This window comes from Wolbachia endosymbiont of Cruorifilaria tuberocauda (genome assembly GCF_013365475.1).
Taxonomy (GTDB): Bacteria; Pseudomonadota; Alphaproteobacteria; order Rickettsiales; family Anaplasmataceae; genus Wolbachia.
This window is the reverse complement of record NZ_CP046579.1, coordinates 335,038-351,005: the sequence shown is the minus strand read 5'-3', so window position 1 is coordinate 351,005 and position 15,968 is coordinate 335,038. Positions and strand designations below refer to the sequence as shown.

Genomic DNA, 15,968 nt, shown 5'->3' with positions numbered 1-15,968 from the left:
TATGACATTCAATAATGAAAGTCAACCTAAGAGAATAAATAAAAAGTGGTATATCATAATTACCTCATTACTGTTTTTGCTAACACTGTCTTCGATTTTTCTTTTAGTGAAAATAATCATAGGATTAACTATAGCAATAGCAGTAAAAACTACCTCTAAAGCAGTATCCAATATCTTAAAGGGTAAACAGGTAGATCAAAATCAGGTAGGACAAGAAACTGTACAAAGCAAAATCACAAATCTAGCTATTGGTCTAATGTTCATGCTTACAGGTGGAATATCACTACTCACTGTCGTACAAACTGGGTTAGCTTCAACATGTGCAGTTATAGCTGTTTTAGCTCTACATGAGTGTCTTAAAGATAAAGAAATAAGCAAAAGAATAGATAAGAAAGTAGATGATGTAGCTGATATTATTACTAATTTCATTATTAGTAGTGCTGAAAAACTTATTTCACCACAAATACACAAGACTTAGCTTATTTTAATATTACTTAGTGTACCAATCAAGAGGATGTAATATTCGTTTGCATTCTTTCCAATGATGTAAATCAATTACACATTTACTTTACTTACTCTATCAGCTTTTTTACTATTCTTGATTTTAACCCACGTATAAAGTCAGGAACATTGCAAGGGTTTCTTCCTTCTACCTGAACTACTTTAGGAATTAAAACGCCACCTTTTAAACTTATGTACACATTGTCATTAACAATTTCTCCTTGTGTTGAAGTTAAATACTGACCTATTTTAAAATCAGCGTCGAGTATCCTAAGACGTTTGTTCTCTACCATGACAAATGCCTTTGGGTAAAAGGCTTTGACTTTTCTATAAGCAACTTCACAAGTATCACCTGCATATATTTTATGATCTTTTACTTTACTAGCATAGCATACACTATCGCTCCCCTGCTCTAAAGGGACTTGTTTTTCAATTTTACTCAATACCTCTACTAGCAAGTTACTGCCTAACACAGATAACCTATCATGTAATGTCTTATAATTATCATTTTTCCCAATTAAAAGTTTTTTTTGCTTCAAAATAGGACCAGAATCTAATTTTTCATTCAATTGAATAACACTAACTCCAGTTTCTCTATCTCCAGCTAAAATTGTATGTTGTATAGGAGCCGCGCCTCGCCATCTAGGTAGCAATGAAGGATGAACATTAATACAACCGTATTTTGGAATATTCAAAGCTTCTTTTGGAAGAATCAATCCATATGAAACAACAACTACAACATCTGGTTGAAAATTCCTCAATTTTTCTTGCTCTACTGAAAAGCTCAGAGAGGCAGGAGTACATACCTCTATGCCATTTTCTTCAGCAATAGTATGTATAGGAGACTTTGTTAACCTTTGTCCTCGTCCTGATGGCTTGGGAGACTTGGTATATACTGCTATTATCTCATTTCTTGACTTCAATAACAAACTTAAAGTATTAACAGCAAACTTAGGTGAACCCATGAAAACAACTCTCATACTATTTCACTTAATAAGATTAAAGGCTTTCTACTAATTTGGTTCTAACGATCTCTACTAATTTTTTGAAATCATCTTTATAACTAACAGCCATTTCAGCAAGAATTTTTCTATTTAGCTCAATTCGAGCAAGCATGAGCCCATGCATAAACCTACCATAAGTAATCCCATGTTTTCTTACCGCCGCATTAATGCGTATTATCCAAAGACTGCGGAAATCACGCTTGCGGGTTTTTCTATCCCTATAGGAATATAGTAGTGCCTTTTCAACCTTTTGTAATGCAATTCTGTAACAATTCTTTGCACGTCCTCTATAACCCTTTGCTAACTTTAATACTTTTTTATGGCGAGCGTGAGTAGTAACCCCACGTTTTACTCTAGCCATTCTGTTTTACCTCCATTTCTATTGAAAACCATAAGGCATATAAAGCTTAACTATACGAGAACCAGACCTACCAAGAATTATCGTACCACGCTGATTACGAATATTAGACTTACTCCTCTTTACCATACCATGCCTTTTGCCTGATTGGGTAGAAATAACTTTCCCATTAGCTGTAAGACTAAAACGTTTTTTAACAGAAGATTTAGTCTTTAATTTTATTCTCTTCATATGAATTTAAAAATATACAATTACCGACTTTTTTAGCAGTAAATAGCTAGCATATACAAATAATCTCGCTAAAGAATAAACAACATTGTAACTTATAAGCCATATTATTATAGTATGTAACCTAGGCTATAGTGCAAGATAAAATTTTATACTGAATAAGCTTAAATATAATTAAATTGAGTATGTGTGTTATTTCTTATTTCTAAAATGCACTAACTCTCTAAATAGTTGCAAGATAATGCATCAATTATATATTCACTATTAATACACACTTTCATAGATATAACTACCAGATCATTAACTTTTATAGTAAATAATGCTGTTCCAAGATATCCACACCTTTTTTGGTAGTGTTTACCGCAACACTTTCTTGACCAGTTTTTACCTAGTTCTTCTATCTTGCACAGTGCAAGTAATTACATTTGCTGCACTTCTTTCTTAAATACCCATCCAAAATTCCAATACACGTAAAAATATAGGTATAAGATAAATCTATTGTAAATACACAGATTCTCTTTACAGCAAGGATACGTGAATTCTTATATCATCACTTAATTTATAGCATCCCTAACATAATCCTGTACTTTTTTGACCATCTTCAAGTGCATATAATATATACATACACACTACCTGAAAGCCCACTTTCTTCATTTACTCTGCTGAAAATGATCTTAAAAGGAGTAAGCTTTTTAATGAATCTTTCAAACTTGATCAATTTTTTCATTATCAACTCTTTAATTCAACTACATTGAATGCCACTTATATAACATATGCTTTATCTCTATGTCTAAGTCATATAGCTTTTTCCTCACATTTTACAGTCTTTGTCTGACAACTAAGTATAGCTCCTCAGCAACTTCTTTAGTCACATAAAGTGATTTCACTTTGCTTATTAATCAATTTTTTATTACTTTTGAAGACATAAAAACCCCGAATTTCTTGCTTGAATCACTACCTTTTTTGACATACTCGGCACCTTTCCTACTCTTTTCCATTTTTTTGACTAAAAAAGTTCCAAATGTAGATATTTTGACTGCTACTCCCTTTATTAAGCTTATCTTTATTTCATCCAGTATATCGTCTATTTCTGAAGCAGAATCTTCTTTTGACAATTTTTTGATTTATGCTTTCAATTATTGTTGCTTTAGTTACTGTTATGTCTTTTCTCATAACAAAATTTATAATTCACTTTAACATGTGAATATAATAAAACAATCAACTAAAAATCCAGTTACTTTATTTTTTAAAACATTATTTAAAACACTTATGCTGCCAATATTGAAATGTTACAAAAATGCCATTCGATAATCTGTAAGAAATGCAACAATTCATTTTGAAAATACTTTAATAGCATACATAAACCATTTTATAACAACGAAAATGTATCTAGTTTTGCAATTTTACTTTCAGTAGTAAAGCTAAGCACACGTCTACTGTAAAGAACTTAAAATTAATATGTAAAAGTACACAGGATAAGCTTTGGAATATCTGCATAGCAACATAATAATTGAGACACTTTGCAACAAAGCAAAATAGAAGCTACATATCCCTACTTTTTACTAGATCCGGAACTTAATTTGCAATTGAAGAACTAGACTATAATTTACAAACTAAATAATAATTACAGTTACTACATCTGATTCTATTGCACCAAATTTTGAGCTGACCATTAACTTTAAAATTACAGAACTAAGCACTAGAAGAGTTATAAAATCAATAGCATTAGCATTAACTTACTGTTATTCAATTACTCAAGTATAAATACACTGTTCTTATATAGTTTTTATGTGTGTTTCTAAAATAGCTTTCCAAAAGCATATTTAGATAAAAACATAGATACAAAATCAGCATAACAATATTATTATCTTTATAACCATGAACTATGTCTTTTTACATGACACATTCATTAATAAGAAAGCTAGAGTAGATTGTAGTATAAAAAATAAAATTGCATGATTAATAAAAACGTTATTCAAAATTATTCAACTGGGAGACAAATACCACTTACATGAGTGGCTCAAGCAAAACTGAATAGTACTTTAATCATAATTAATACTTGAGATAAAATTTAAAAAGGATACAGCTTCACTGAAAGATTTTAGGATGTCAAAGTTAAAACATATTCTGAATTATCCAACACAACCCGCACAAGTTTGACTCAGTACTTTTTAGAATTCATGCTTATAAAAACCACAGACTACTGGATATTTCTAGACATGGGAATTAAGTCATTTGAAAGGCTGAACAAACAAGCTTTAGTTTGCCCTCCTCCGTAAAACCTGTTTTAAAAATAACCTATCGATAACTTGACACTAGCACTTTATCGAAAGTACAGATATAGTACATTTCCTGTAATAGATACAAATATTGCAGCGAAAATCAATAATTTCTATCAATTTGCTACTTGCAATACAACAAAATAGTCTAGACTCAAAAAGTTGAGTGCTTTTGTAAGAATGAGCAATAACTGTCTTAGCAAGATTAACTTGCTTGAGTTATGAGAAAACAAAAACCAGTTAAGAAAAGCACTATATAGAATAGCTAATTTAGCCTAAGTTCAAATTACAATTTAATTGCAATAACATTATTGCAATTATGTAGTTGCATAGCACAATTGATTGCAGAGAAAAATCTGCATGTGTACTACTAACTAAACTTTTATTAGAAAATAAAGCTAGCTCTAGTATGGGAGGTACCTGAAGCAAAGCTTAATATTATATGTCACAAAAAACTGCTTGTGTTAGCTAATACTTTAGTGTTAGAATTAATATATTATTAATAGGATTAAAAATAGTCAGAATTTGATAATTGTAATTTACTTAATGGTGCTCTAATCACTAACTTTACTGGTAGCATTTTTAGGTACTTGCATATGATATATGTAAGAGCAACAATTTTCATAAAGCTTTAGAACTTAATTAAATCTGATTTTTGTTAAAGCTTTTGATGCTATGTATTTGATTTTATGATATCTAAGTTTTCTAATTTTTATTTATATTGTTCTAACTAAACTAATATAATATGTTATTCACGAAGCAGTAAGGCTAAGGAAATTTCTTTTCATTACAACATAGTTATAAGGAGATGTGCAAGATTTTCAGTAATGTTGTAGATAAATAGTATTTATGGTCTCTTATATGTGGGATGCGCAAAATTGATTTTTTGATGATTGCTTTAATATTTAGGATTATTTCTTATTTCAGAACTACTTCTAAAGGAAAGATCTAGTTACTTCCAGACTTAGACCCTACTATATAAAAATGCTTACCATGTCATGATAATACAGTAAATCATAGTAGCATAATTAGTAGAAGCATTACTTGGCCTGATAAAGAAAATTAGGATAGTTAAAATGATACATGAAGCAAAAAAAGGCAGTAACGATACTAGCAAGAAATTGACAATAAAATGTCCTTCTATTCAACCTAATATTTGTTCGCAAAAAAGGGAGAAATATCTGCATCTCTAGAAAATAAAAAATTAAAGTTGCTATGTTGTTGATAACTAGCAGCTAGTTTTAATCCATTATTTCTTCAACTATTTGTGCTGATATAGTTATGACTGTTCTTTGGACAGATTAAATGCATATATGGTCAGAAAAGCTCTGCTAAGTTGTTATCTGCAAAAGCTAATAGGGCAAACCTAAATTTTAGAATTTGCTCTTGTAGCAAGTGATATACTATCTGATCCTAAACTAAAATTAGGATATAGATTCTGACATGTAATGCTGAAATGATATTCATCTGTGTGTATTTAAAACAAATATTCGTTCATAAATTACTTATTTGTGAAGGCTTACTAGGAAGAAAGGAGTAAAAGTAACTCCTTATGTTGGCTTACTGTATTTAATCTAATTTTACAGATCTACTTATACTGACTTAGGTACTTGCTTTATAAGAGCATTTTAGGCTTGCAGATTATTAGATGAATATCCATGATCCATTTTAGTATTCAATAGAGGATAAAACTACTTATGAAGTACAATTCAATGTATAAGGCATAATTAATATTTCTTATTCATCTTCTATCCATTTAATAGGAGAAATCCTTTTCTTTTTTCTGAAATATCAATTCATTCATGCTGATCCAGCACTAAATGAATTTAAGCATGTTTAATTTCACTGGCTAGTTAAATCTATTATCTTTTAATACTAATCAGAGTATTAAATATTAGATCTTCATCGAAACTCATCTTAGGAGACCAAATAGGACCATTTAAATGCATATCAATATGGACTGGACTACTATAACCTGGTGGGATAAAGAAGAACCTTGATAAAGAAATCAAACTAAAATTATATAAGACTAAATTAGAAGAAACAGACCCTGAAGCTTGATCAATTCTAAACTGTAAACTAATTGAACATATACCACTTTTAATACTTGCTTGTCCAGTAACATTTCTAAAAAATGTACTACCATTATATATGCCAATATGAGTAAGCGTAGAAACTTCAGATTTATTTTTACTGCTGAATAAGCTTTCGATAAAAGAGTTAAAGTCTACATTAGTAAACTCTATCTCATGTGCTTGCAATAAATAGATCTTTCCTGATAATGTATTAGCCCAGTCATAAAAACTTTTTCCCTGAGCCTTAACTTCACCATTTAAGCTTACTCTGCCATTCAAATTGTCAATTTCAATAGCCTGACCAATTCTCTTAATATCTAGATCTGCAATAAAAAATTTTATGTACATTGAATTTGACCTCAAATAACCCTGAAAAGACACTTCTCCATGTTCCAGTACATAATTTATTTTTCTAAAAGTTATAGTGTTATTTATTATCACAGCATCCAAGTTAAAGTCCTTTAGGATATCCTGCCCAATCTTAAGCTTTGTAACATTAATATGCACATTTGCATCAAAATCATCTTTATCGCTCAAAAAATCAAACTTTTTCTTTGACCATTGAACTTGATTTATCTTGTTTCCTGAATCTTTTCTCACTTTCACCAAATTTGGTAGCTTCAAAACACTTGCATTAAATTTATCACCAGTGATGCTTATATCCAACAAAGGTTTAGTATATTTTCTGTCCACTAATATTTTTATATTACCAGTAATATTAAAATCCTCTCCAGATAATCTTATCTTATCTGCAATAAGGCTGCTGTTTTCTATCTTCAGTAAGAAACCTAAATACCCAATTTTTGCATTATTCAACGTAAAATTATTAACATTGGTTTTTATATTTGCATCATACTTCAGGCTTTTCAACCATTCCACTCTTAATAAACTACTTAGCAATGAATAGTCGTATTTATCTACGTTGAGATTTCGCGCACTAAACCTACCATCAATTGCATTATGTTTTTTAGTATAGTGTACTTTAATTGATCCTTGCCAAAATCCTTCATCATTATCATTCATTAATCTAATATCTGAAATAGATAACATTCTAGGTGTAAAGTGTAATCTTGAACTCATTGTAAATTGATCTCTCTCACCTTTTTTTATCTTGATAGAAGGGAAAAAATATGAAATGAACGATTCAAAATTCTCTCCCTTTACTAGTAAATTACCATCAAATTCAGACATAATAAGATTATTTGAAACTTTTCCTGATAAACGAGATATATTATCAGTTCCTGGAAATTGAAGAAGCATACTAACTTTTATTTCTCCATCAGCAAATTTCAGTACAGTGTGAAATCTATCTAATATTCTGTTTCTGTATTGAATACTTGAAGCTCCTATATTAAAATCTAGACTCAGGTTTCTTGGCACAACACTTTTGAAACATTCTAGAATTTCTTTCATGCCCATTATTCTTTGCGAACCGTTTTGCATAGAACCCAAGTTAATTTTGCGAAAATTAATATCGACCTTAGTATGATTATTCTTTCTGTCGTTCCTTACTGCTCCACTAGCCTGCATGTTTTTAGAATCAATTTTCAATCCAGTTAACGTAAACTCATCTTCATTAAGGTTAACATTAGATGACATTTTAATATTCTCACTAGGGACAATACAAGCAAGAAAACTAAGGTTAATAATCTTAGCTAACCAATCTACAGAATTAGAACTGTTATTGATTGACACTAATAATCTGCCATGTAGACCTTTTTGATTCCTATTACCTAAAAAAAACAAATTTACAAAATCTGATTTAGTGTTAATACGTACACTCTTTTTTGTAATATTCATTTTTCCTGAAAAACCATAATTTTTATCACCTACATCCACTTCACCAGAGAAATTACCGCTTTTTCTAATGGCAATTTCCTTTATATTGACATTACTTCTATAATTACCAAAGTCATTGTTTAAATTTACTTGGCTATCCTTTATCACTATATCAACCTTACTTGTTCTTTCACTCACAATATTAATAAAGTTTCTCTTGCTACCCTTTAGACCAAATAAAGTAATCGATTTTGGTTGTAATGAAAACAAAAATAACCACAAAAGAGATGGTCTTACTTCAACCCTATTTATGCTAATCAAATCTGATAATTTTCCCCTTCCATTGCTGTTACACTGCATGTACATATTATAAATAATAATCTTTGGAGTAATCAGTGAAACCTCAATTTTCCCACTAATATGTATTCTAGCATTATACTTGTCCTCGAACTTTTGTATAATAATTCCCTTATAACTATCCCAATCTTTAAAGGTTGCAGCAAAATGTAGAAGTGTTAGTAGCAGAGAAACTGATGGTATTATATACATGAAAAATCTCATAATTTCACACGCTCAAATTACCCATAGACATCAGAATACAAAAATAGATAACAACGTCTAAAGTTACTGAATAAATAATGCAAACAAATATTTTACAAGATACAACCTCTATCAATAAGAGACTTAAAATGTAAAAAGCTATCAACATGAGTAAATTTGCAATAACAATTTTTATAATCAATAATAGTCCTATACTAATTCTATATATTTCATCATAAAATGATTAACCAATAAATTTTATTCAAGTAGAAATAGAAGTAATAACAGCAATCTTTTTATGTCGATACTTACTCATTAAATAAAAAGCTAAGTACTATATTGATTCTAAGCAGATTAGCAAAAATATAGCTGGTATTTCAGTTTACCATGAATGAAAAGTAAGTAGAAACACTTTATTTTGTTTATAATAAATGCATGTATGAAACAAAGAGAATATTGCCAATATAGATTCAGTTGCTATATCGTGTATTGTTAAGCTTCTCGCAGGAAAAAGGCATAGTGAAATCACGTGAAGATAAAAAAGCAGCAGAGCTGTTAGTGCAATTAGCATTTAAACTCTGCATAAAAGCTCCATTCTGTACTGTGATTATGTTTTTAGTATCGACTACTTGTTTTGAGATCAATCATGAAGAAATATTTTATCGATTATAATATCAATTATTTCCTAATAGTAGCTAACTTAGCATATTAGCACTAAGATAGTGTATCTAGTAACTACGTACTTGCTAAGCTACATAATTGTTGACAACTCCTAGCATCTCTCTCTTTAAGAGAGCCAAATTTATTACTAACTTTACAATAAAAAAGATAATTTTAACTTATATGCACAAAATAATATTAATAATAGCTGTAGCCCTCTAGCTAGTAGGGATTATAAGTAGCTTTACTTAGGCGGAAATAATCTGGATGGACTCTAAATTACTAGCACAATAGCTACATTGAAGTGAAATGTTGTTTTACTTGAAATATTACTTCAATAAGAAGCTTTGATTGGGAATGAAAATTATACAAGTAATCATGATTCCTGAAAATTTTCAATAATGTAAGCTTGCTTCAGTCGAAGCAAAGGTAGATATTGGAACTTACAATAAAAATATGGTTAAAAAATATAAAATAATAAATGTAACCGACTTTTTATTAAAATAGTAATTCACTAAATTTAGCGATACAACAATATAATATATAATAAAGGATAATTATTGAAATAAAGTAAAACATATCTAAGAATGTTACTAGTAGTCTGAGTAATCAATAATTCATCACTAATCTTGAAGCCTCAAAATAGCTATAAAGCCAAATAAAGGTATCTTTCCTACTAGCATTACTTGAATTGTATCCAGTATTAATGCAACTGAACTCAATATCTTGAGAAGAACTTATCTATTAGCTTTTAAATTATTTTTGAAAATGGCTTTTTGTACTGCTCTTAGTAAGATAAGTAACAATAAACTAAACAGAAGAACAGTGCAGAAATAATACCACGATAGATAAGTTTAACACTTTTGTTAAAATCAATATCAACACGTTAAATGTAAAACTTAAAAAGCTTAGTTAGGCATAGAGCTGATTCTCTGATCGCTTCCAAAGCAGCAAGGAAATGAATAAAAACACATAGAAGTATAAGGAATACTTCAATATTTCCTTCCCTTGCAGATTTTAGTAAAAGTTTATATTAGAAATAAATGATATAATTAAGCACAAAAGTCAAATACTAAAACTGTGAAGTAAAAAATACTAATAGGAATCAAACATTTATCAAGAAGTACATATTCAGCTTTATTTAAGTATAAAATATTAAGAAAGGTATTAAACAAGTAACTTAAATGTAAGCTTATATACAACATAAATAAGGATTTAAACACAGTCTGAAGTAAAAGAGTTTGCTTAAATATCTGATTGACTTTTTTTGTTGATGTGTTATGGATTTTAAAATTTTTACTTAGTAAAGAAATTTGGCGGGTGTAGCTCAGTTGGTAGAGTGTCAGTTTGTGGTACTGAATGTCGCCAGTTCGATCCTGGTCGCTCGCCCCAATAAAATGTTTTTTACTTCATAGAATAGAAACAAAAGCATTAGATATGTTTTATATATATTCAGGTCATTTGAATGCTTACCTAATTTCCAAGTTAATGAGGATTTATATTATGTTAAATAATTAGGCTAACGAAAGCAGTCTTATCTCTTGCAGTATTAAGTTTATATCTTTCGCTATTTTCTCTGCTAAGACGGTAGCCTTTTCAAGGCTTTGAAATTCAGACAATACATAATCTGCTAGACCTTTTTGACCGTCTGGTCTGCCTATTCCAAACCTTAGGCGCCAATAATTATTACTAATAAGGCTATCCATAGATTTAAGCCCATTATGTCCAGCAGAACCTCCACCCTTCTTTATCTTTACTCTTCCAAATTCTAGGTCAGCATCATCATGTATAACAATAATATTTTCTAATGGAAATTTATAAAAGTTTCGTATCCTTGCAACAGGAATACCTGAGTTATTCATAAATGAATATGGCTTTAGCAATATAATTTTATCTTCATTAATTATACCAGAAGTTATTAAACAGTCATCTTTCCTAGAAAACGCCTGAAAATTCCAGTACTTACAAATTTTATCAACAACAAAAAAGCCAATATTATGGTAAGTTAACTTGTATTTAATACCTGGATTGCCAAGTCCAATTAACAAACGCACTATTCCTCTGTTTCTACTTTAGATTCTTCAATATCACTATCAACAGCAGAAATTGTAACAATAGTAAAATTTTCCTCATCATGCGCCGCAAGCTTAACACCATCTGGCAATTTTATATCACTTATGTGTACAGACTGACCAATCATTTTATCGGATAAATCAACTTCTATAGCTTTAGGTATTTTATCTAGAGAGCTTCTAACAGTAATAGAACGGTATAAAATATTAAGTATCCCACCCAATTTGATTCCTGGAGATTTAGTTTCATTAGTAAATAATAAAGGTATATCTATTTTAACTTCACCATCTTTATCAATAAATTGAAAATCAACATGTTGAACAGTATCATTTACCACATGCCATTGAATATCGCGAACAAGAGCATATTCTTTTTTGCCTGAAATGTTTAATTCTATCACATGAGCAGAAAGAAACCCCAATTTATACTGCTTCATAAATTCTTTCATAGACAATGTCAAGTTTATATTATCATGCCCTTTGCCATATATAACTGCAGGTACATAACCTTTCTTTCTTAAAGAACACATTGCCTTTGCTTTTATTACACTACGTAACTCTGCATTAATTACTACCATTTTTTGGTGTATCATTTAACCAATTCCTTTAATGTGATTGGATATTAGTATAACATAAAAATATTTATTTCAACTATCATTGCTGACAATACATGTAAAATGCCTACAAAGCACAGGTAACATCACTATGCTATTAAGATATCTTCATCAAGAAGAGAAACTTCGTAGCAGGATGAAAAATAGAAGTATGAGAAGAGTATGTAATGATACTCCTTAGTAAAAAGTCCTTATTTCCGAGACAAGCTACTTTAATAATAAAACCATTGAGAATATAAAACTTTAATGCCAATTACCTGTAGTTAAAGATGTCAACAAAGCTGCTTCATGATTTATTACTCGTATCCAATGAATCGGAAAAGGAGCGCTAGAAGGAGCTCAAAAGATCTGAGCAGTTTAAAAAGGCATCTAGTATATTAGGAAAAGGCTGGTACTGAACAGCTACAACTTATACAAGAACGCCTTAAACAACATGCAAGAAAAAGTGGGAAAACTGACAAAAAAATAACATTGACATGTTACATCACGGCAAATATTATTGTTTTTTTAATTAGTTTTATAGGTCTATGTACTTATCAAGTATGTAATAAAGAGTGAAAGGAAAAACAAATGAACTTACCTCATTCATCAAATGAAAAATTAATTAATTCGCAAATTTACATGAAGCCAAACATAATATAAAGCTTAATATAGATACCAGTAGCACAAAAACTACTAGAAGATCAGGAATTAATATTATAAACAAGTAACATCTTTTAAGTAAGGTGTACATGCCATGTAACACCTTGAAACTTAAGAAGAGTCTTTGATAGGGCTACTCTTTATTTTCTTAATCATTTGTTTTCTTTTCGTTATCACAAGCCTTTTTCTTGGCACATCCTTAACTATAATGCTACCTGCTGCAATTATAGATTCATCATGAACACTGAGTGGCGCAATCAACGAACTATTTGCACCAATAAGACAATTACTTCCAATGTTCGTTTCATGTTTCTTTTTTCCATCAAAATTACAAATAACAGCACCAGCACCTATATTACTTCCAGTTCCTATTTTAGTATTCCCTATATAGCTTAAGTGTTTTATTTTAGTATTTTTACCTATATCACTTACTTTTACTTCGACAAAATTTCCAACAACTGCATTATCACCAATTGATGTGTATGCACATTTTGTAAATGGACCTATTCTAGTACCTGATCCTATTTTTACTCCAGGGCCAAAAAAAACATATGGATAAATAATCGAATCCATACCAATCTCTGTATCAAAAGAAAAAAAAACAGTCTCCGGAGCAACAAGTGTTACACCTAAATTAGTAAAAATTTTTCTTTGACTCTCCTGAAAGTAAAACTCAGCTTTTATAAGATCACTCCTATCATTTATACCAATTGCCTCTTCCTCTTCAGTAGTAACATAACCTACATCTAAATTGCTCTTTATTGCAATGGAAACTATGTCAGTCAAGTAATACTCATGAGTTAATTTATTGCACTCTATTTTTTCCACCAAGCTACGCAAATCTTTTGCTTGTGCAACCATTATTCCAGCATTTGCAAGAAATTCTTCATTGCTATCCTCCCTATTTTGGGCTTCTATGATTCCCCTTAGAAGATTATTCTCAATAACTAACCTACCATATCCATTGCCACTAGTTTTAAAACCAAGACAAACAAGAGTCTTTCCTTCTAAGAAACTAAGCATTTTAGTTATCGTGCTACTTTTTATAAGCGGAGTATCTCCATATTGGATTACAACTATACTTGAATCTGATAGCCCATTTAGGCTTTTCATTGCAGTTTTTACTGCATCTCCTGTACCAAGGGTTGATTCTTGTATAATTAACTGTATATTCTCAAGATAACCTAATCTTTCAACTAAGGGAAAATCAATCACAACAGCTATATTTGTAGGACTTAACTTTTTCGCATTACAAATGACATGCCTAAGCATAGAAAAATTACCTATTTCATGCAGTACTTTAGGTAAGCATGAATTCATACGCTTACCATACCCAGCAGCAAGTATAATAAATACACAAGCTCTATTTTTCACTTACATTAAAGATAAAAAATGAAACCCATAGTGGTTGAGCCAGCTGATTCTATTAGCATAAAAGTGCCTCAAGTCACCTATTTGATATTTTAGCATTGCAAGCCTTTCTATACCAACGCCAAATGCGAAACCATTGTATTTAGTATAATCTATTCCAACATTTTGAAAGACATTTGGATGCACTAGACCACACCCAAGTACTTCAATCCATCTACTATTCTTATAACTTACATCTACCTCTACAGAGGGCTCAGTAAAAGGGAAAAAACTGTTACGAAAACGTATCTTTAGTTCTTCATCGCCAAAAAATCTACTAAGAAAGTAGTGAATAGTAAATTTCAGCTGACCCATATTGGTATTTTCATTTACATAAAGTCCTTCCATTTGATGGAACATAGGAGTGTGAGTTGCATCAAAGTCATTTCTGTATACCCTGCCTGCAGCTACTACCTTAATTGGGAAAGTCTTTGCCTTCTCCATGATTCTGATCTGCACAGATGAGGTATGGGTACGTAGTAACATCCTTTTGTTATCTATTTTGTTCTTCAAGTAGAAAGTATCTTGTTCTTCACGTGCAGGATGATAATTTGGAGTATTCAGTGCATCAAATACATAAAATTCATCCTCAATTTCTGGACCATCTACTGCTTTGAATCCTATATCTGCAAAGATGCACTTTACTTCATTTATAATTTTACTAAGTGGATGAACTTTGCCAATTTTTTCTGGCCTAATAGGTAACGTGACATCAACTGTATCACTTCGCAATTCAAAGTCAACTTCCCTGGCTTTTAGCACACTTTTCCTATTAATTATAAGCTGATCTAACTTATTGCGTAATAAATTGATGACCATGCTCAAATTACGCTTCTTTCCTGCGTTTCGCATTTTTTTTAAATCACTAAAATACGCTTTAATCACACCTTTTTTCCCTAAATACAATAGCCTAACTTTTTCTAAATCTTTCAAGGAAGAAGCATGTTCAATTTCAGATATAGCTTTATTCTCAAGCAAGGGTATTTCATTTAGTAGATCTTCATTCATTCCAGAAATGCTAATTGAAATTTTCATTATAGCAAAACTTTACATAGCATCAACAACTCAAGAAATTACTTCCCAAATTACTAGCTAGTTGATTAATTACACTTCATTTATCTAATTTTATACTGAGAACACACCATATTAACTATATGCAGCAGCATTAAAACTAAAGAAGAATATAAAATATATGATTTGGCAAGCTCTTTAAGAAACAAAGGAAAATATAAAGACATAAAAAATATCTTCAATGATGGAAATCAGTATCCTCTACTCAGAGGCTTACAAAGAATATAATAGTTTTACTTTAAGCTTAAAAAAAAACACTAAGGACTAGAAGATGGAAGTGTCAAACAAAAGTATAATAACATTTTAAGCAAAATTTTATGCTAATAGCTAGTTAAGAGTATCAAAAAAGTAGTAAATCACATAATGATTACTATCAAATCACAGAAAATTAATTAGCAATCACATATAAGTAAATACTAAAAATTAACCTCAGCTACAAGATCGAACTTCTCCAAATTAAGGAAAAAACATTAGAAAATCTAAGAATCCTAAATAATAAATAAAAATAATGCAAGATAAATAAGTCGGATCAGTCAAAGCCTCCTTTTGCTATAACCTAGCAGATTACACTCACATGGCAATTTTATAGCAATTGTCAACAATGTGTGAAATACTTCCTTCTAGGTCTTTTTTTACTTACCAAGTTTCCTAAAAAACAAAAAGACTGGATATCACGCAATACTAAGAACATGCAAAAAAATAACCAAATATCAGGCCATACAGGGTATGTTTTTA

General features: G+C 30.3%; 9 protein-coding genes, 1 tRNA gene and 1 pseudogene. 2 read left to right on the top strand and 9 right to left on the bottom strand.

Going from position 1 to position 15,968, the window contains the following annotated elements; all coding sequences use genetic code 11:
- Position 1 precedes the first annotated feature (1 nt).
- Entirely contained in the window at positions 2–478 is a 477-nt protein-coding gene (locus GOY13_RS01285; RefSeq protein ID WP_175814039.1) for a hypothetical protein, read from the top strand.
- Positions 479–572: 94 nt separating this feature from the next.
- On the opposite strand, the gene fmt is transcribed toward GOY13_RS01285, so the two are convergent.
- From fmt to GOY13_RS01260, 5 genes are all read right to left on the bottom strand, one after another.
- A complete protein-coding gene (gene fmt / locus GOY13_RS01280) occupies positions 573–1,481 on the bottom strand; it encodes a methionyl-tRNA formyltransferase (protein ID WP_175814038.1) in 909 nt (302 codons plus the stop codon).
- A 19-nt stretch (positions 1,482–1,500) separates the two neighbouring features.
- Positions 1,501–1,866, bottom strand: a complete 366-nt coding sequence (rplT, locus tag GOY13_RS01275; protein ID WP_175814037.1) for a 50S ribosomal protein L20 — start codon at positions 1,864–1,866, stop codon at positions 1,501–1,503.
- An 18-nt stretch (positions 1,867–1,884) separates the two neighbouring features.
- On the bottom strand, positions 1,885–2,094 hold the full coding sequence (gene rpmI, locus GOY13_RS01270) for a 50S ribosomal protein L35 (RefSeq protein ID WP_175814036.1): 210 nt from the start codon (positions 2,092–2,094) through the stop codon (positions 1,885–1,887).
- A gap of 896 nt (positions 2,095–2,990) precedes the next feature.
- Entirely contained in the window at positions 2,991–3,206 is a 216-nt protein-coding gene (locus tag GOY13_RS01265) for an HU family DNA-binding protein (RefSeq protein WP_246214314.1), read from the bottom strand.
- 3,026 nt (positions 3,207–6,232) lie between these two features.
- Entirely contained in the window at positions 6,233–8,785 is a 2,553-nt protein-coding gene (locus tag GOY13_RS01260) for an AsmA family protein (protein ID WP_175814035.1), read from the bottom strand.
- A gap of 1,955 nt (positions 8,786–10,740) precedes the next feature.
- Here GOY13_RS01260 and GOY13_RS01255 point away from each other — a divergent pair.
- Positions 10,741–10,816: transfer RNA gene (locus GOY13_RS01255), tRNA-His, on the top strand.
- Positions 10,817–10,930: 114 nt separating this feature from the next.
- Here the strand turns inward: GOY13_RS01255 and pth are convergent.
- From pth to pheS, 4 genes and pseudogenes are all read right to left on the bottom strand, one after another.
- Positions 10,931–11,478: pseudogene (gene pth, locus GOY13_RS01250) on the bottom strand (aminoacyl-tRNA hydrolase).
- Positions 11,478–12,089, bottom strand: coding sequence for a 50S ribosomal protein L25/general stress protein Ctc (locus GOY13_RS01245; protein ID WP_175814033.1), 612 nt, complete (start codon positions 12,087–12,089; stop codon positions 11,478–11,480). Before GOY13_RS01245 ends, pth begins: the two are co-directional and overlap by 1 nt.
- A gap of 774 nt (positions 12,090–12,863) precedes the next feature.
- Positions 12,864–14,126 carry an NTP transferase domain-containing protein gene (locus GOY13_RS01240; RefSeq protein WP_175814032.1) on the bottom strand — a complete coding sequence of 421 codons (1,263 nt, stop codon included), beginning with the start codon at positions 14,124–14,126 and terminating at the stop codon, positions 12,864–12,866.
- Positions 14,127–15,170, bottom strand: a complete 1,044-nt coding sequence (gene pheS / locus GOY13_RS01235; protein WP_175814417.1) for a phenylalanine--tRNA ligase subunit alpha — start codon at positions 15,168–15,170, stop codon at positions 14,127–14,129. It lies immediately after the preceding gene.
- Positions 15,171–15,968: the final 798 nt, after the last annotated feature.